The following is a 17807-nucleotide window of genomic DNA, read 5'->3' as shown; positions in this document are numbered from 1 at the left end:
TGATCCGGTCCGGCGTCGGTGGCAGCAGATGATCCCCCCAACATCTGCACAGGCCACCGGCGCCATCCTTCGTTAACGGCACTTCACGAGGACGCCGGGTACGCCCGGGTCCTCGCTACAGCTGACCGAGGTTGGACCTGGCGAAGCGCAGCGTCTCCGCCAGCCACTCCTCGCGCTCCCCCGCACCGCGCGCACGGCGTGTGCTCACCTCGACCGCGACGACGCCCTTCCACTGCGAGTCCGCGAGGTGTGCGAGCGCCTCTGCGCACCGCTGCGTACCCTGACCGGGCAGCAGGTGCTCGTCCTTGCCGTTCGGCGTGCCGTCGGTCAGGTGCACGTGCGCCAGCCTGCTGCCGAGCGCCTTGATCTCCTCGTAGGAGTCCATGCCGGCGATCGCCGCGTGGGAGAAGTCCCAGGTGATGCGCTCGTAGGGCTCGGGGACGGGATTCCAGTGCGGCAGGTACGCCTTCGCCTCGCGGCCCCGGACCTTCCACGGGTACATGTTCTCGACAGCGATCTCCACGCCGTACTCGGCAGCGATCCGTGCGATCCCCTCGGGGAACACCTCCGCATACCCGGTCTGCCAGCGGAACGGGGGGTGCGTCACCACCGTGGACGCCCCCACCTCGGCGGCCATCGCGGCGGACATCTCGATCTTCGTCCAGGCCCGCCCCCACACCTGCTGGGTGAGCAGGAGCGTCGGCGCGTGGATGGCGAGGATGGGGAGCTCGAACCGCTCCGCGAGGACGTTCAGTTGCGAGGGGTCCTGGCTCACCGAGTTGTTGGTGACCATCACCTCCACGCCGTCGTACCCGAGGTCCTGCGCCAGCGAGAAGGCGTCCACCACGGAGAGCGGGTAGACGGACGCGCTGGAGAGGGCCACGGGAATTGCGGGAACGGCGGGCATGGGAGCGGCCACGTCAGACGCCGCCGATCACGGGCGTCCGGCGTGTCGCATCGAGCTGTGCGTGCCCCACACCGGCACCCGGGAGCGGTTCGTCGGCGTCGAACATCTTCGCGTCGAAACGGCGCAGGAGCAGCCCTTCGCGCAGTGCCCACGGGCAGATGTCCATGCCGGGCACGTCGAAGAGCTCCAGCGCGCACTCCGCCACGAGGGCACCCGCGAGCACCTGCGGGGCGCGCGTTTCGGAGACGCCGTCGAGGCTCGTGCGGTCGTCGATGCTCATCGCACTGAGGCGCTTGGTCCAGAGGCGCAGGTCCTCGAGGCGCAGCTCGCGCCGGACGAACGGCCCAGCGGCCGAGGGTGCCGCTCCGGCGATCCGCGCGAGCGAACGGAACGTCTTGGAGGTCCCGGCGACGAGGTGCGGCCTGCCCAGCGGGGCGAAGCGCGGCACGGCCTCCTCCAGCGTCTCGCGGATGTAGCGCCGGAGGGCCTTCACGCTCTTGGCCGACGGCGGATCGCCCTGCAGCCAGTCGCGCGTGAGCCGGCCGGCACCCAGCGGTACGGACAGCGCCACCTCGGGGAGCTCGTCGGTTCCCATGGCCATCTCGAAGGAACCGCCGCCGATGTCGAGGTTGAGGATGGAATGGGCGCCCCACCCGTACCAGCGGCGCACGGCCTGGAAGGTCACCGCCGCCTCCTGGTCGCCGGAGAGCTCCTGGAGGTCCACGCCGGTCTCGGCGCGCACACGAGCGAGGACCTCGCGGCCGTTCCGTGCCTCGCGGATCGCCGAGGTGCAGAAGGCGAGGAAGTCCTCGGCGTCGTGGCCCGCGGCGAACGCACGCGCCTCACGCACGAAGCCCACCAGCTCGTCCTGGCCCTTACGCGAGATGCTGCCGTCCTCGTCCAGGTACGCGACGAGTTGCAGGGGCTTCTTGTGCGAGGCAAACGGCACCGGCCGTCCGCCCGGGTGAGCGTCCACCAGAAGCAGGTGCACGGTGTTCGAACCGATGTCGAGCACACCTAACCGCATCTACCCACCACCTTCCGGACCGCGCCCGTCGAGACCTTGTTCGTCATGCTGCCCGCTCCTCGCGTGCGTGGGGGGGCTACTTGCCCGCCGCGACCTTGCGCTTCGCCGGCGCCCGGCGCGTGGTCTTCTTCGGCGCCGGCCCCTTCGCGCGCTTCTCGGCGAGCATGTCGATCGCCTGCTCCAGAGTCAGCTCCTCGATCGCCATGGAGCCGGGCACCGTGATGTTCGTTATGCCGTCGGTGACGTAGGGGCCGAAGCGGCCGTCCTTCACCACGATCGGCTTCTCGCTCACGGGGTCGTCGCCGAGCTCGGCCAGCGGCGGCGTGACGGTCCTACCACCGCGCTGCTTGGGCTGCTTGTACATCTCGAGGGCCTGCTCGAGGGTGATCGTGAAGATCTCCTCCTCGGAGCCGATGGACCGCGAATCGCTGCCCTTCTTCAGGTACGGGCCGAAGCGGCCGTTCTGGACCGTGATCTCCTTACCCTCCTCGTCCGTCCCGAGGACGCGCGGCAGGTTCATGAGCTTGAGGGCTTCCTCGAGCGTCACGGTGTCCACGGACATGGACGCGAACAGGGAACCCGTGCGGGGCTTGACCTTCGCGGGCTTCTTGGGCGGCTTCGGCTTGCCGTTCTTGTAGTACTCGACCGGCTGGTTCGCGAGGTCCTCCGCCGTCACCTCGGGGATCAATTCGATCACGTAGGGGCCGTACCGGCCGTCGCGGGCCACGATGGTGCGTCCCGTCTCCGGGTCCTGACCGAGCTCGCGCTCCTGCGACGTCGGTGCGTTCATGAGCTCGATGGCCTTCTCGGCCGTCAGCTCGTCCGGCGCGAGATCATCGGGGACGTTCGCGCGCTGCGGCTCGGTGCCCTCCGGTGCGTCGGCGGGCAGCGGCTTCTCGAGGTACGGGCCGAACTTGCCCACCCGCAGGGTGATGCCTTCGGCGATCTCCACCGAGTTGATGCGGCGGGCGTCGATCTCGCCGAGATCGTTCACGATCGTGTGGAGCCCGGTGCCCTTGCGGTCGCCGTAGTAGAAGCTGTTCAACCACTCGACGCGGCCGGTCTCGCCTCGCGAGATGCGGTCGAGGTCCTCCTCGAGCTCCGCCGTGAAGTCGTAGTCCACGTAGTCGTTGAAGTGCTCCTCCAGAAGGCGCACCACCGAGAAGGCGATCCAGCTCGGCACGAGGGCCTGACCCCGTGACGTGACATAGCCGCGGTCCATGATGGTGGACATCGTCGCGGCGTACGTGGACGGGCGGCCGATACCGCGCTCGTCGAGCACCTTGACCAGCGATGCCTCCGTATAGCGCGGCGGCGGCGAGGTCTCGTGCCCCACGGCCTCGATGGCCTTCGCACCCAGCGCGTCACCCTTTGCGACGTTGGGCAGGCGCGTGCCCTGAGCGTCGTCGTCGGTGCCGTCCTCGTTCCGATCGGCGTCGCGGCCCTCCTCGTAGGCGGCCATGAAGCCGCGGAAGGTGATGACGGTGCCCGACGCCGAGAACTCCGCATCCCTGCCGTCCGCGCTTCTCGCGCCCAGGCGCAACGACGCCGTCGAACCCTTGGCATCGGCCATCTGCGAGGCGACGGTGCGCTTCCAGATCAACTCGTACAGGCGGAACTCGTCACCCCGGAGTCCCTGTGCCACCTGGGCGGGCGTGCGGAAGGAGTCGCCGGCGGGGCGAATGGCCTCGTGGGCCTCCTGCGCATTCTTGGCCTTGCCCTTGTACACGCGCCGTGACTCCGGGACGTACTCCGGCCCGTAGAGCTCCGACGCCTGCCGACGTGCTGCGTTGATCGCCTGGTCCGAGAGCGACGAGGAATCGGTACGCATGTAGGTGATGTACCCGTTCTCGTACAGGCGCTGGGCCACCTGCATGGTGACCTTCGAGCTGAAGCGCAGCTTGCGGGCCGCCTCCTGCTGGAGGGTCGACGTCGTGAACGGCGCGGCCGGACGACGCGTGTAGGGCTTCGTCTCGAGCGAGCGGACGGTGAACTGCGCGCTCTTCAGCCCCGTGGCGAGCGAGCGTGCGCTCTCCTCGTCGAGGCGAACGGCGTTGGCAGCCTTCAGCTCACCGCGGTCGGAGAAGTCCTTGCCGGTCGCGATCCGGCTGCCGTCCACGGCCACGAGCTTCGCGGGGAACGCGCTGCCCTTGCTGCTGTCCTCGGGCGTGAAGGTGCCCGTCAGGTCCCAGTAGGACGCCGTGCGGAACGCCATGCGCTCCCGCTCGCGTTCGACGACGAGACGCGTGGCGACGGACTGGACCCGCCCTGCGGACAGACCTCGCGCCACCTTCCGCCACAGGACGGGCGAGATTTCGTAGCCGTAGAGGCGGTCGAGGATGCGGCGGGTCTCCTGGGCGTCGACCATGGGGATATCGACGTCGCGCAGTTCACCCATGGCGCGCGTGACGGCTTCCTTGGTGATCTCGCCGAAGGTGAGGCGGTAGACCGGGACCTTCGGCTTCAGGACCTGCAGGAGGTGCCAGGCGATGGCCTCGCCCTCGCGGTCCGCATCGGTGGCGAGGTAGAGCTCGTCGGCGTCCTTGAGCGCCGCCTTCAGTTCGGCGACGGTCTTCCGCTTCTCGGGCGAGACGACGTAGTACGGCTCGAAGTCCTTGTCGAGGTCCACGGCGAACTTGCCGACGGAGGTCTTCTTGAGCTCTGCGGGGAGGTCCGAGGGCTGCGGGAGGTCCCGGATATGGCCCATGGACGCTGCGACCTGGAAACCCTCGCCGAGGTAGCCCGAGATGCTCTTGATCTTGCTGGGAGATTCGACGATGACGAGTTTCTTGCCGTGCTTCTTGTCCGTGGCCTTGGTCGGCACTTCTCTCCTATATATGCGAGTGCGATGCAGGCGGCGCATCAGGACCGTCCGTTCGGAAAGCCGGTGGCCGCGTTCCCCAGTATGCGCCACCCCTGCCTGCACAAGGGTAACCGCTGGTTTCAGGCCGCCGGAATCAGGAAACCCTCCCGCACGAGGTGCTCGACGTCGAGCAGCAACTCGGCGGTGAACGCCGGATCGGGCCGTTCCAGGAGCATCGCGAGGGCCCTCGCGATCTGCCCCGCGGTGAGGTCGCCGTCGCACGCCGAGGCGAACCCGGCGAGTTCCGTGCTCAGGAGCGAGGTGCGCCGGAGACCTGCCCCCTGCCGTAGGAGGATGACCCCCGGGTGCTCGGCGCCGGGCCGCTGATGGCGTTCCTCGGTGACGTCCTCGGCCACCAGCAGGAACGCGTCGGCGATGCCCACGCCCGAGGCCGCCTGCTCCGTCCGCGCCGCGAGCCAGTCCCCGCGCTCGACGGCGGCGGCGAGGTGAGGGCCCACCGGCTGCTCGATCTCGTGCGTGATCTCCTCGAGCGTCACGCGCACGAGGTCGCTCGGCGTACGGGGCCGCCGTAGCCACACCGAGCCGAAGCCGATGCCCTCGACGTTTCGCGACGCGAAATCGCGGAGGTAGGCGGCGAAGCTCCTGACGTGGGCCTCGCGGTCGCGGGTCTCCGCGGCGTCGCGCAGCCAGGTCTCGGCGTACTGCACCGGCGTGAGCTGCTCCCGCTGGATGATCCACGCATCGACGCCCGCCGGGACGAAGGCGCCCACGCGCCGGTCCCAGGGTGTCCCCTCCGTGATCTCCCAGTTGCCGAGCAGCTGGGCCGAACCGCCCGGCACGAGCACGCGCGTGACCTCGCCGATGAGCGAGGCGACGATCGCATCCCCTGCGAGCCCGCCGTCGCGGTAGGTGTAGATGTCGCCGCCCTCACGCGGCGTGATGACGAAGGGCGGGTTGGACACCACGAGGTCGAACAGCTCGCCCTCGACCGGGTCCAGCATGTTGCCGAGGCGCAGGCTCACGCGATCCCCCGGACGCTGGGGGTCGATCCCGAGCGCCGGCGCGTTCAGGAGGAGGTTGAAGCGGGCGAACGCGAGAGCCCGCTCGGAGAGATCGGTGGCCGTCACGTGCCGCGCATGCTGCAGGAGATGGAAGGCCTGGATGCCGCACCCCGTCCCGAGATCCAGTGCGCGGTCCACGGGCTTCCGGATGACGGTCTGGGCCAGCGTCAGGGACGCCCCGCCGATGCCGAGCACGTGGTCGTGACGCAGCGGACCAGGGCGTTGCTCGGCCCCGAGGTCGCTCGCCACCCAGAGGTCACCGCCCACGTCGGACGCGGTGGGACGGAGTTCCACCGCGGCGCGCCATACGGCGTCGTCCGTGGTGTCCTCGTCGATGCCGGGTTCGTGGGCGCCGGGTTCGTGGGCGCCGGGTTCGTGCTCGCCGGGTTCGTGCTCGCCGGGTTCGATGAGCCTGAGTCGCCGGAGGCCGACGACGCCGGTGCCGGGGAACGCGGCGGCGAGGAGCTCCTCGGTCACGGTCTCCCCGAGCAGCCACAGCAGGACGGGGACAGCCCGCGCACGCTCCTCGACCGGGCCGCCCTGCGACCCGTCACCGAGGAGGCGTCGGCACTCCAGCAGGGCCGGGACCAGCTGACCGCGGCCGAGTGCCGCATAGGCGGGAGCGCCGAGCAGCGAACCGGCGCCGTCGACCGTGTAATCGAGCGCAACCAGGTCAGCAGCGAGCGCTTCGACGAGTGCGAGGTCGCGGCTCGACGGCGCCGAGGGGACGTCGTCGTCGAACTCGGTGTGACGCGGGAGGTCGGGGATCATCATCAGGCGGCGCCCACGGCGAGGTCGCCGTCCGTGGTGGTCGCGTTGCATCCACCGGGACACCGCAGCGTCCGAGGATCGGCGGCGCAGTCGTCGCAGAAGAGGGTGAGTGTGCGGCACGCGGGGTCGGAGCAGTTCTCGTACCGGCTGGTGGGCGCCGCGCAACGGGCGCAGGACCCGAGCGTGACGGCGTCCTCGCTGAACTCGAGGTGCATGCGCTTGTCGAAGACGTAGAGCGAGCCCTCCCAGAGGCCCTCGTCGCGGAAGGTCTCGCCGTAGCGGACGATCCCGCCGTCGAGCTGGTAGACCTCCTGGAAGCCGCGGGCGACCATCAGGCTCGAGAGCACCTCGCAGCGGACCCCGCCCGTGCAGTAGGTGACGATCGGCTTGTCCTTCAGGCCGTCGTACGCGCCGGAATCGAGCTCGCGCACGAAGTCGCGCGTGGTGCGGACATCGGGCACCACGGCTCCCTTGAAGCGGCCGATCTCCGCCTCGAAGGCGTTGCGGCCGTCGAAGAAGACGACGTCCTCCCCCGCTCCGCGCTTCGCGTCCACGAGGGCATGCAGGTCCTCCGGGGACAGGTGCGTGCCGCCGCCCACCACACCGTCGTCGTCGACCCGTAGCTCGCCCGGCGCACCGAAGGAGACGATCTCGTCCCTCACCCGGACGCTCAGCCGCGGGAAGTCCTCGGCTCCGCCGTCCGACCATTTGACGTCCAGCCCCGCGAAACCGGGATACTCACGGGTCCGCTTCACGTACTGCTTCACGGCACCGACCTCGCCGCCCACCGTGCCGTTGATGCCGTCCTTCGAGATCAGGATCCTGCCGCGCAGGTTCCATTGCTCGCAGAGAGCGCGCTGCCACAGTCGGACGGCGTCGGGATCAGGGAGCGGTGTGAAGGCGTAATAGAGGGCTATGCGGTTCGTGGACACGGATTCAAGCGTACGTCGCGTCTCAAATCGATCACTCTGGGGCCGGCCTATGTCATTGGTCGCGTCCGAGAACTATGGTTCAGCACATGGGCGCACCTGCTGATCACGACCTGTTCCGGACCTGGCTCTCGGGGTGGTCCGCGTGCCGCGGTTACGAGGTGAAGGACGACGGTCGCAGTGCATCGGTGCTCCTCACCGACCAGCAGAACCAGACCGAGCACCTCCTCTTCGATCCGACCGTCGAGCTGTTCCTCGAGCTCGCGCGGGAGACGAAGCAGGACCCGCTGCGCGTGCTGTCCGTCGTCTCCAACCGCACCCAGGAGCTCATCGACGCAGCGGCCCCCCTGGGGATGCGCGTCACCGACCGGCAGCAATCCCTCATGAGCGTGGACATGCACGGGCAGGACGTCGAGGACCCGCGTGCTCCCGGCGACGAATTCACTCTCGAACGGAGCTCGGAGGGCGCGTGCCGACGTGTGATCGTCCGGGCGAACGGTCAGGAGGCCGCGCGGGGCTCGGTCGCCGTGGTCGGCGAACACGCCGTGTACGACCGCATCGTGACCGAGGAGGCGTTCCGTCGCAGGGGCCTGGGCAGTTACGTCATGCGCGCGCTGACGGCTGACGTCCTCGAGGACGACGTCAGCACCGGGCTGCTCATGGCGTCCGCCGACGGCCGCGCCCTGTACGAGTTCCTCGGCTGGCAGCATCTCGCCGACGTGTTCGTCATCAGAGGATAAAGCGCTCGGACGCCACGGTGTCCGGCCCGCCGATGGGAGGATGGCCGTGTGGCCGCGCACGACTCCCTCATCTCCCTCCTCGGGGGCGGTACCGACCCCGAGCAGTTGATGCATGTGCGGGAGATCCCTGCCCGCGCGGCGGAGCATGCCGCCTGGCCTTCCTGGGCTCACGACGACGTGGTCCATGCGTTCGCGCGACGCGGCGTCCACCAGCCGTGGCGGCACCAGGTCGAGGGTGCATCGTCGGCACATTCCGGTACGCACACGATCATCGCGACCGGAACGGCGTCGGGTAAGTCTCTGTGCTACCTGCTGCCGGTCCTCGACGAGATCCACCGCAGCGAACTGCAGGACCGCACCACGCTGGCACCCACGGGCTCGGTGGCGCTGTACCTCGCGCCGACGAAGGCCCTGGCCGCCGATCAGCACTCCGCTGTCACTGCGCTCGGCCTTCCCACCGTGCGCGCCGAGACCTACGACGGTGACACCGAGTCCGGGGCGCGCCGCTGGATCCGGGATCACGCGAACCTCGTCCTGGCGAACCCCGACATGCTGCACTTCGGGATCCTGCCGAACCACACCTGGTGGGCGCGCTTCTTCCGCCGTCTCAAATACGTCGTGATCGACGAGGCCCACAGCTACCGGGGTGTCTTCGGATCCCACGTCGCGAACCTTCTGCGGCGGCTCCGGCGTATCTGCGCGAGCTACGGTGCGCATCCGGTCTTCATCGGCGCGTCCGCCACGTCGGCTGACCCGGCGGCGTCCTTCGGGAAGCTGATCGGCGCTCCCGCTACGGCGGTCGACGAGGACACCTCGCCTCACGGGTCCACGACCGTGGCGTTCTGGGAACCGCAGCTCACGGGCACACGGGGCGAGAACGGCGCGGCGACCCGCAGGACGGTGATCGCCGAGACGTCCGACCTGCTCGCCAACCTCGTGTCCGCCCACGTTCGCACCATCGCCTTCATCAAGTCGCGGCGCGGCGCCGAGAGCATCGCCCAGACCTCCCGCCGCATGCTCGAGGACGTGCATCCCGACCTGCCGCACCGGATCGCCGCGTACCGCTCCGGGTATCTCCCGGAGGAACGGCGGCTCCTCGAGACCGCGCTGCGCAGCGGTGAGCTCCTCGGGGTCGCCAGCACGTCCGCCCTGGAACTGGGCATCGACATCTCCGGGCTGGATGCCGTCCTCGTGGCCGGCTGGCCGGGCACCAGGGCCTCGCTCATGCAACAGATCGGCCGCGCGGGGCGGTCCGGGCAGGACTCCCTCGCGGCCTTCGTGGCGAGCGACGACCCGCTCGACACCTACCTGGTCCACCACCCCGAGGCGGTCTTCGACCTCGCGGTCGAGGCCACCGTGTTCGATCCCTCGAACCCCTACGTGCTCGGGCCCCACCTGTGTGCCGCCGCTGCGGAGCTTCCCCTCACGGACGCGGACCTCGACCTGTTCGGGCCGACGTCCGAGGACCTGCTCGGGACGCTCTGCGAGCAGGGCTTCCTGCGACGACGGCCGGCCGGCTGGTTCTGGACGCACCCGCAGAGCGCCGCGTCGATGGTGAACCTGCGGGCGGACGGCGGCGGTCCCATCACGATCGTCGACGCCGACTCCGGGGCACTGCTCGGCACGATGGGATCGGCGCAGAGCCATTACCAGGCGCACGCCGGCGCGGTGTACGTGCACCAGGGACGCACCTACGTGGTGGAGGACCTCGACGAGGAGAACCACTGCGCCACGGTGTCCCGTGCGCAGCCCGACTTCTACACCCAGGCGAGGGACGTCACACAGATCGAGGTCATCGACCGCGACATCAGCCGACTGTGGGGAGGCGTGCTCGCGAACTTCGGTGACGTCAAGGTGACCACCCAGGTGGTGTCCTTCCAGCGCAAGGCGTTCTCCTCCAACGAAGTGCTCGGCGAGGAGCCGCTCGACCTCGCGGCGCGTGACCTCTTCACGAAGAGCGTGTGGTTCGAGATCAGCCCACAGCTGCTCGAGGCCGAGGAGATCTCGGCGGAGGAGCTGCCCGGCGCCCTGCACGCGGCCGAGCACGCCGCGATCGGGCTGCTCCCGCTGGTCGCGTCGAGCGACCGCTGGGACATCGGCGGTGTGTCGACGGCGCTGCACGCGGATACCGGGCAGCCGACCATCTTCGTGTACGACGGGCACCCGGGCGGCGCCGGCTTCGCCGAACGTGGTTTCGAAGCCGCGCGGGTCTGGCTGGCGGCCACCCGCGACGCCATCGTGGCATGCGAGTGCGAGACGGGCTGCCCCTCCTGCGTGCAGTCCCCCAAGTGCGGCAACCGCAACAACCCGCTGAGCAAGGGCGGCGCCGTCGCGGTGCTGTCCCTGATCCTCCAGCAGGCCGGCACCGACGACGTCCCGGCCGGAGCCGCCCGGGACGCTCACGATCCGCTTCCCCCGGTCCGGTCCTGACTTCCTCCTGATCGTCCGTTGCGAGTCGATCCGGACCGACCCCGGCCCGTCACGACGGGGGGCCGGCACGAGCCGCGCCCTTCGCATCCGGCAGCGGTCCGTGCGTGGGGACAACGACCCGCACGACCACCGTCGACATCCCAGGACCGCCCACCTCGCACGCGGTCAGCTCCGCCCCGTGCTGCTCCGCCGTGAGCCGAGCCTCAGAGCATGGGTCACCCGGTCTGAGGCCTCGAGCCGCGTCAGCTGCGGCGAGCGCCGCGAGGTCTGCTGCTGTCGCGGCCTTCGAGCCGGCGGTGGTCGCGTGCATCATGAGCGCGCCGACGGCGACGAGCATCAGGGCGAGCAATGCCAGGCCGGACATCAGCAGCGTCCCTGCGCCGCGCTCGCCGTCGCGACCCTCGTTCTCGCCGGGCGTCACCGTGTCAGCCATCCTGCTCCGTCCTCCCCGTGGCCGATGCGCTCAGGTCGAGGTCCAGCAGACCTGTCAACGGACCGTCGACCGTCGTCCGCACCTCCACGACGGTCCACCCCTCACGGATGGAGACGGTCGCTACGGCGTCCTGACCCGCCAGCCGCTCGGCAGTCCGCTGGACGGCGTCCGGTGATTCGCCCCGCATCACCTCCCGCGCTCCGGCACGCGCGGCTTCCTCGAGCCGGAGTTGCTGAGTGCCGACATGCGCCGTGCCCAGCAGCAGGGCGAGGAGGACCACCAGGGCGGGCAGGGCGACAGCCACCTCTGCGGTGACGGCCCCACGATCGGCAGCGCAGGCGTCGCTCCTGGAGCGGGCCATGCGCTGTATCGAGTGGACCGGCGTGCGCGTGCGACGGACACCCGAGCCGTTCGGGGTCACCCCTGCACGTCGGTCCGCAGCGCCGCCCCGGTGGCTCCTCATCAGCCGAAGTTCAGCGCAGTCGTGATGAGTGACGTCAGCAGGCCCTTGATCTGGCTGCTCGACAACACCGCGACGAGCAGCGCAGCGAAGCCGACGGCCGCGAGCGTGGCGATCGCGTATTCCGCAGTCGCCATACCGGCTTCGCGATCCTGGAGATCCTCACCCGCTGCCGCCCTCCGGCGCCGCATCACTCCGCGCCGTTCCGCCCGGTTGAGCGTCGCGTCGTCGGGATCGGATCCGACGAGGTGGAGACCGGATGCAACACGCCCCTCACCGGGACGAACCATGGCCCGGCCCGGTGAGGGAGTGACATCGAGCCCGCCGGGTCGAACAGTTCCGGCATGGACGGGCTGGGACGCGCAGGTGCCACCCACCGTCGTCGGTCTGACGAAGGGGGAGCCCTCCGTGCGCTGCAGCTGTGTCTTCATGGTCATGTCATGTCCTTCCGGTGGTCGCGGTAGACCCGCGTCGGGTGCGACGGTCGTCGCTGAACCAACTCTTTCCCGGGCCGGCTGCCGCAGCTCCGTGAACGGCGCCTAAGTGGATAACCTCCGGCCGCTTACCCGAGGACGACTGCCCGGCGACATGTGCGCGCCGGCCTGTCCTGCACATCCCCGCGACCTCCTGCCACGTCAGAGCTCGGGCAGGAGCCCCAGGACAACGGGAACGACACCGAGGCAGATGAACGCCGGCAGGGAGCACAGCCCGAGCGGCAGCACCAGTTGCACTCCGAGGGCCGCCGCACGCCTGTCCACCTCCCGGTTGTGGCGGCGCCGCAACTGACCTGCATGCGCGTGCAGCAGCGCGGCGGACGGTGCTCCCGTCGACGTGGCGAATCGGAGCCCCTGCCTGAGCTCCGCGAAGGCAGCGGCCCGCGCCGGGGCCGGCCGCGCCGCTGCGGACGGCCCGTCGTCGACACGACGGTCGATCCCCGCCTCCCATGCGGCGTCCCAGGAGGCGCCGAGCAGACGCGCCGCATGGACGCGCGCGAGGGCGGTGGACAGGTTCTGCTCGCACGAATCGGACACGGTCGACAACGCCCGCTCGACCGATGAGCCCGCCGTCAGGAGCGCGCCGAGCAGATCGAGGATGAGGGCGGGGTCCTCCAACCCGGGACGTGCCGCGACCCTCGCCGCAGACGCCGTCCCTCCGGGTCCCCTGCGCCCTGAAGGAAGCACCAGGAGCACCGCCGTCGACGCCAGCAGAAGAGCCACGAGGAGGCCGGTCATCGGGTCTCCCCGCCGGCTCGCCGGACCAGTCGTCTCGACCAGGTCCGGGCCGTGATCGTGAGTAGGACACCTGCCAGCAGGGCGAACTGCCCGGGAAGCGAGGTCGTCAGCAGCACCACAGGATTGATGCCCAGTCCGAATCCCAAGCCGAGACCGACCACGGGCAGCCAGGCCAGCAGGACGACCGTCGCCCGGGGCCCGGCCAACGCCGTCTCCCTGGACGCCGCACCGTCGAGCTGGGCGTCGAGTTGCGCGGCGTACTGCTCGAGGATCCCTGCGAGCGGCGCGCCACTCCGCTCCGCGACCTCGAGGCAGGCCGCGAGATCCACCCACATGCGGTCGAGCACGCGTTCCCGCCCCGACCGGCGCCCCTCCTCGGGTGACGCGCCACGAAGGGCTTGCGGGACACTCAGACCGAGCACCGCCGCGCGCCCTGCCGCCTCGAGCGTCGGAACCGCGGCGGCCGAGAACGCGGAGGTGGCTGCCGCATGAAGTCGAAGCATGTCCGACCACAGGGCGTGCGGTGGTCGACCCGCCCGCAGCAGACCGGCCAGCTGATGGATGAACAGGGGGAGCTCGTGCAGTTCCAGCTCCCGCGACCTCCGTCCCAGCCGCACGGTCCGCGCAGTCGGCGCCGGTGACGGGCGGAGCCGACCGTCCACCCGGTTCTCCGGACCTCGCTGCTGCCGTGCATCCGGAGGCCACCGCCCACCTCGAGCGCGCACGGTGAGCACCAAGCACCCGACGGCGAGCAGGAGCGCGACGGCGACGCCCGTCATGGCGCGGGGGCCGGCGCGGTCCAGCCCACGGAGGCCGCGAAGTCCGGCCAGCCCTCCTCCGCCCTGCAGCTCACTCCGTCGTCGACGAGGACGGGGCGGATACGGAGGCCTCGGGCGGAATCCAGCACCACCAGTCCGATGCTCTCCACGCGTCGTCCCGCCGGACCGCGCGTGACATGCACGACGACATCGAGCGCGCTCGCTGCCTGCTGTGCGACGGCGTCCGCCGACATGCCCGAGAGCGAGGCGAGGGCAGCCAGCCGCGCGGGGACGGCGGCTGCGCTGTTGGCGTGGATGGTTCCGCCACCGCCGTCATGGCCGGTGTTCATCGCCGTCAGCATCTCCCGGACCTCGGCGCCCCTGCATTCTCCGACGACCAGACGGTCCGGGCGCATCCGGAGGGCCTGCCGCACGAGGTCGGTGAGATCCGTGATTCCCGCCCCCTCGAGATTGCCGTGCCTCGTCTGCAGGCTGACCGTGTGCGGGTGCTCCGGAGCGAGTTCCGCGGCGTCCTCGACGGTGACCACGCGCTCGTGGTGTGCCGCCAGACCCAGCAGGGCGGACAGGAGGGTCGTCTTGCCTGTACCCGTGGCACCACTGATGAGGAAGTTCATCCGCCTCCTGATCATCAGGGTGAGGGCCTCCGCCGTCACGGGCGCCAGGGTCCCGGAGGCTTGGAGCTCCCGCACGGAGAACACCCGGGACCGCCTGATCCTGATCGACAGCAGCGTGCCCGTGGTCGAGATCGGCGGCAGCACCGCATGGACGCGCAGCCCGTCGAGTCGCACGTCGACCGCAGGGCAGCCGTCATCGAGCCGGCGTCCACCGGCCGCGACGAGGCGGACGGCGAGGGAGCGCACCTCGTCCTCGTGGGAGAAGACCCGGCCGACCCTCCGGAGGCCCTCGGCCCCGTCGACCCAGACCTCGTCGGGCCCGTTGACGAGGATGTCGGTGACGCCGGGGTCGGCGAGCAGCGGTTCGAGCGCACCGAGGCCTTCGAGTTCCGCGCGCACGCGGTCGAGCGCGGACAGCGTTCCCTCCGACCCGAGCAGTCTGCCGCTCGAGCCGACTGCCCCTGCGAACGCCGCGGCCGTGACCTGGACCTCGCCGGTCAGCACGGCCCTGCGGACCGCATCCACCATCGACGCACCTGCACCGTCGCCGTGCAACGCAGGCGGGACTCCATCCCGTGCCCGGACATCGGCGTCCGCGGCCGGCCGCTCAGCCGCACGCAGAGCTCGTCGGGTCGGTCGGTGGTCCGCGACTCCTTCATTCACGACGACGGGGCCCAGGTGCGCCCGACGGCCTCGACGGCCGCTTGCGCCCGCCGGGGTACGGCGAGGCCGGCGGTTCGTCCGGCGGCCTCCGCGCCCGCCGCACCGCGCACGAACGGAAGGAAGGGCAGAGGCCCCGGGCGCCCGACGACGTCCGCCACCAACCATGGATCGAGACCGTCCACCACGGGACCGCGGACCACGACCGTCACCGGGACCGACCCGTGCATCGCGAGGATGCGCGGCACCGCGGCGACGGTCCGCGGCCGCGACGGAACCACCAGGACGAGGTGATCACAGGCGGCGACCAGCGTCCTGTCGGCTCCGGCGACGCTACCGAGGTCGATGACCGTGACGTCGAAGGCGCCGCGCGCGGCGTCGAGGACGGCCTCCGACGTGCGCATCGGCTCTCCCGACGCGCTCAGGTATGCGTCGCCGGCGTCGTGTGAGAGTACCGCCACTCCCCTGTCCGTGGGCAGCGCTGCCGCGAACTGCTCGGCGTTGAGGGTGCCACGGATGTCGGTGAGGTCGCGCCAGCGGACACCATGGCTCGACTCGAGTCCGAGCGCCAGATCGACGCCCCCGGCGAGCGGCGCACCGTCGATGAGCAGCGTTCCCCTGCCGCCCTCTGCCGCCCACCGCGCGCACCAGTAGGCGAAGGTACTCGCTCCGCATCCACCCGCGGCGCCCATGATGCCCGTCACCGCCCCGGTAGCGGCCGGATTGAGTCGGCGCCCGATCGTCTCGGCGAGCCAGCCCGCGCCCTGCGGCAGGATCACGACCCGCGAGGACGCGAGATGGGCGGCTGCTCCCCACACCCGCGGTTCGTCCTCGCTGGTGCCCACGACGACGACCTCGCGCTGCCCCGACAGGGAGATCGCCTGGCCCTCACTCACGATCAGCACGACAGGATCGAGGGCCAACGCGTCGGTCGCCAGGTTCTCGAAATGGGGCGTCACGCCGGCGGCGGCACAGGCGCGAGCGACCTGGTCGCGGACGAACTGGGAGCCTCCGGCGAGAACCACCGGGGGGCGGCGGGGCGGCGGGATCGACTGCGTCATGGACCAAGGATGGTCCGAGCCGGACGGCGCCCCCGAGCGGGGTTGCGCTATGTGGACAACCAGCACGGCGCACCCGACGACGGGACGCCGCGAGCGCGACAGCCACCGATTGCCAGAATGACACCGCGGCAGCCGAGAATGTCCTCATGTTCATCGCCGTGGCCGCAGCACCTGCGGCGTCCGATCTCCGGGGCGGCGTGCTGGTGCAGGAACTCGACGATGCAGGCGTCCCGATCGCCGAGCCGCGTGCCGTCCCGACGACGGAACTCCCGGACGTGGTCCGCGCTGCGGAACAGCGGCGGCCTCGGTGGGTGTGGGGTTCCACGCGCCTCTGGTACCCGGACCTGCTGGCCGCGGGCGTCGACGTCGAGCGCTGCTGGGACCTCGCGCTGACGCGCGCCGTGCTCGCGAACTCACCCTTCTGCCGGCCCTCCCCCTACCTCGACTCCGTGCGCACGTCATCGGCGCCGACGGACACCCCGGTCCCGTCCCGGATGCTGCCGCCGGCGCGGATGTCCCCGGACCAGCACTCGCTCTTCGACGATCCGCGCCCCGCCGCCGCCGCCGGGCCCGTGCTCGACGACGTCGTGGCCGAGACTCGCGCACAGACGTCCGCCGTCGCGGGTGCCCATCGGTCCGCGCGCCTCGCCCTGCTCGTGGCGGCAGAGTCCGCCGGGGCGCTCATCGCGACCGAGATGGAGCACTGGGGCCTCCCCTGGCGGCGCGACGTCCACGAGGCGCTCCTCGAGACGGCCCTCGGACAGCGTCCGCCCGAGGGCGCGCGCCCGGCGACGCTCGAACGTCTCGCCGGGGAGCTGCGCGACGCCCTCGACAATCGGAGCCTCAACCCCGACTCCCCGCAGGACATGTTGCGTGCGCTGCACCGAGCGGGAATCGATGTGAGGACGACCCGCTCGTGGGAGCTCGAGCAACACGGGCATCCTGTCATCGGTCCGCTCCTCGAGTACAAGAAGCTGGCGCGGCTCCTCACCGCGAACGGCTGGGGCTGGCTCGACGCCTGGGTGCACGAGGGCCGCTTCCGTCCCGAGTACGTGGTGGGCGGCAGTGTGTCCGGTCGGTGGGCGTCGCGCGGGGGCGGTGCCCTGCAGATCCCCCGGCAGGTCCGCGACGCGGTGCGACCCGACGACGGGCATGTGTTCGTCGTCGCCGATGCCGCCCAGCTCGAACCGCGTGTCCTCGCGGCGCTCGGGCGGGACTCGGCGCTCGCGGACGCGGCCCGGGGCAAGGACCTGTACCAGGGCATCGCGGACCAGGGGTTCGGCGGTGACCGCGCCCAGGCGAAGCTCGCCATGCTCGGTGCCATGTACGGAGCCACGAGCGGCGAGTCCGGGCGTCTGATGCCCCAGCTCACGCGCGCCTACCCGCAGGCCATCGGCGTCGTGGAGGAGGCCGCCCGCACGGGTGAGTCGGGCGGCGGAGTCGCGAGTCACCTGGGCCGCGGCTGCCCTCCCGCAACCGAGGACTGGTCCGCGCGTCAGCGCACGACGACGGCCGAGGAGCAGCGGCGCGCCGACACGGCGGCGCGGGCGCGAGGACGATTCACGCGCAACTTCGTGGTGCAGGCGACGGCGGCGGAGTGGGCGCTGTGCTGGCTCGCCGAGATCCGACGGCGGCTGGCTGGAAGCGGGATCCCCTCCCCCAGGAGCCGTATCGCGTTCTTCCTGCACGACGAGGTGATGCTGCACGTGCCGCTGGGGTCGGCGGAGGAGGCCACGGACATCGTCCGGGACGCGGCGCGGGCGGCCACCCGGCTCGTCTTCGGGGTCATCCCCGTCGAGTTCCCCGTCACGACGGTCACGGTGTCCTCCTACGCCGACGCCAAGTGATCCGCTGACCGTCCTGCCGGTTATCCACAGAT

At 70.8% G+C, this 17807-nt stretch carries 15 protein-coding genes; 3 read left to right on the top strand and 12 right to left on the bottom strand.

Translation table 11 applies throughout. The features are described 5' to 3' along the window. Window positions 1–115 precede the first annotated feature (115 nt). From AC4D12_RS02015 to trhO, 5 genes are all read right to left on the bottom strand, one after another. Complete coding sequence (locus tag AC4D12_RS02015; RefSeq protein WP_490948114.1) at window positions 116–907, bottom strand: sugar phosphate isomerase/epimerase family protein; 792 nt, start codon at window positions 905–907, stop codon at window positions 116–118. 13 nt (window positions 908–920) lie between these two features. Continuing rightward, window positions 921–1934, bottom strand: a complete 1014-nt coding sequence (locus AC4D12_RS02010; RefSeq protein ID WP_490948113.1) for a Ppx/GppA phosphatase family protein — start codon at window positions 1932–1934, stop codon at window positions 921–923. 76 nt (window positions 1935–2010) lie between these two features. Continuing rightward, the gene (gene topA, locus AC4D12_RS02005) at window positions 2011–4758 is read right to left on the bottom strand and encodes a type I DNA topoisomerase (RefSeq protein WP_490948112.1); all 2748 of its coding nucleotides are present in this window, start codon (window positions 4756–4758) and stop codon (window positions 2011–2013) included. 119 nt (window positions 4759–4877) lie between these two features. Next, a complete protein-coding gene (locus AC4D12_RS02000) occupies window positions 4878–6593 on the bottom strand; it encodes a DUF7059 domain-containing protein (RefSeq protein WP_490948111.1) in 1716 nt (571 codons plus the stop codon). Continuing rightward, window positions 6593–7522 carry an oxygen-dependent tRNA uridine(34) hydroxylase TrhO gene (gene trhO, locus AC4D12_RS01995; protein ID WP_490948110.1) on the bottom strand — a complete coding sequence of 310 codons (930 nt, stop codon included), beginning with the start codon at window positions 7520–7522 and terminating at the stop codon, window positions 6593–6595. The genes AC4D12_RS02000 and trhO overlap by 1 nt, the downstream gene beginning before the upstream one ends. A gap of 86 nt (window positions 7523–7608) precedes the next feature. Here trhO and AC4D12_RS01990 point away from each other — a divergent pair, with 86 nt between their 5' ends. Both AC4D12_RS01990 and AC4D12_RS01985 read left to right on the top strand, forming a co-directional pair. Next, window positions 7609–8259 carry a GNAT family N-acetyltransferase gene (locus AC4D12_RS01990; RefSeq protein ID WP_490948109.1) on the top strand — a complete coding sequence of 217 codons (651 nt, stop codon included), beginning with the start codon at window positions 7609–7611 and terminating at the stop codon, window positions 8257–8259. 48 nt (window positions 8260–8307) lie between these two features. Then, the gene (locus AC4D12_RS01985) at window positions 8308–10689 is read left to right on the top strand and encodes a DEAD/DEAH box helicase (protein ID WP_490948108.1); all 2382 of its coding nucleotides are present in this window, start codon (window positions 8308–8310) and stop codon (window positions 10687–10689) included. A gap of 49 nt (window positions 10690–10738) precedes the next feature. Here the strand turns inward: AC4D12_RS01985 and AC4D12_RS01980 are convergent, their stop codons facing one another. The 7 genes from AC4D12_RS01980 to ssd form a co-directional block, all read right to left on the bottom strand. Then, entirely contained in the window at window positions 10739–11122 is a 384-nt protein-coding gene (locus AC4D12_RS01980; RefSeq protein ID WP_490948107.1) for an Rv3654c family TadE-like protein, read from the bottom strand. After that, window positions 11115–11483 carry a TadE family type IV pilus minor pilin gene (locus AC4D12_RS01975; RefSeq protein WP_490948106.1) on the bottom strand — a complete coding sequence of 123 codons (369 nt, stop codon included), beginning with the start codon at window positions 11481–11483 and terminating at the stop codon, window positions 11115–11117. The genes AC4D12_RS01980 and AC4D12_RS01975 overlap by 8 nt, the downstream gene beginning before the upstream one ends. A gap of 101 nt (window positions 11484–11584) precedes the next feature. Further along, entirely contained in the window at window positions 11585–12019 is a 435-nt protein-coding gene (locus AC4D12_RS01970; RefSeq protein ID WP_490948105.1) for a DUF4244 domain-containing protein, read from the bottom strand. A 198-nt stretch (window positions 12020–12217) separates the two neighbouring features. Continuing rightward, a complete protein-coding gene (locus tag AC4D12_RS01965; RefSeq protein WP_490948104.1) occupies window positions 12218–12814 on the bottom strand; it encodes a type II secretion system F family protein in 597 nt (198 codons plus the stop codon). Continuing rightward, a complete protein-coding gene (locus tag AC4D12_RS01960) occupies window positions 12811–13593 on the bottom strand; it encodes a type II secretion system F family protein (protein WP_490948103.1) in 783 nt (260 codons plus the stop codon). Before AC4D12_RS01960 ends, AC4D12_RS01965 begins: the two co-directional genes overlap by 4 nt. Continuing rightward, the gene (locus tag AC4D12_RS01955; RefSeq protein WP_490948102.1) at window positions 13590–14735 is read right to left on the bottom strand and encodes a TadA family conjugal transfer-associated ATPase; all 1146 of its coding nucleotides are present in this window, start codon (window positions 14733–14735) and stop codon (window positions 13590–13592) included. Before AC4D12_RS01955 ends, AC4D12_RS01960 begins: the two co-directional genes overlap by 4 nt. A gap of 131 nt (window positions 14736–14866) precedes the next feature. Continuing rightward, window positions 14867–15928 carry a septum site-determining protein Ssd gene (gene ssd, locus AC4D12_RS01950; RefSeq protein WP_490948101.1) on the bottom strand — a complete coding sequence of 354 codons (1062 nt, stop codon included), beginning with the start codon at window positions 15926–15928 and terminating at the stop codon, window positions 14867–14869. A gap of 146 nt (window positions 15929–16074) precedes the next feature. On the opposite strand from ssd, the gene AC4D12_RS01945 reads away from it, so the two are divergent. Next, window positions 16075–17775, top strand: coding sequence for a bifunctional 3'-5' exonuclease/DNA polymerase (locus AC4D12_RS01945; RefSeq protein WP_490948100.1), 1701 nt, complete (start codon window positions 16075–16077; stop codon window positions 17773–17775). The last annotated feature ends 32 nt before the right edge of the window (window positions 17776–17807 follow it).

This window comes from Arthrobacter sp. TJ-266 (assembly GCF_058269115.1).
The sequence above is the reverse complement of the archived record's forward strand: the minus strand, read 5'-3'. Positions and strand labels throughout refer to the sequence as shown.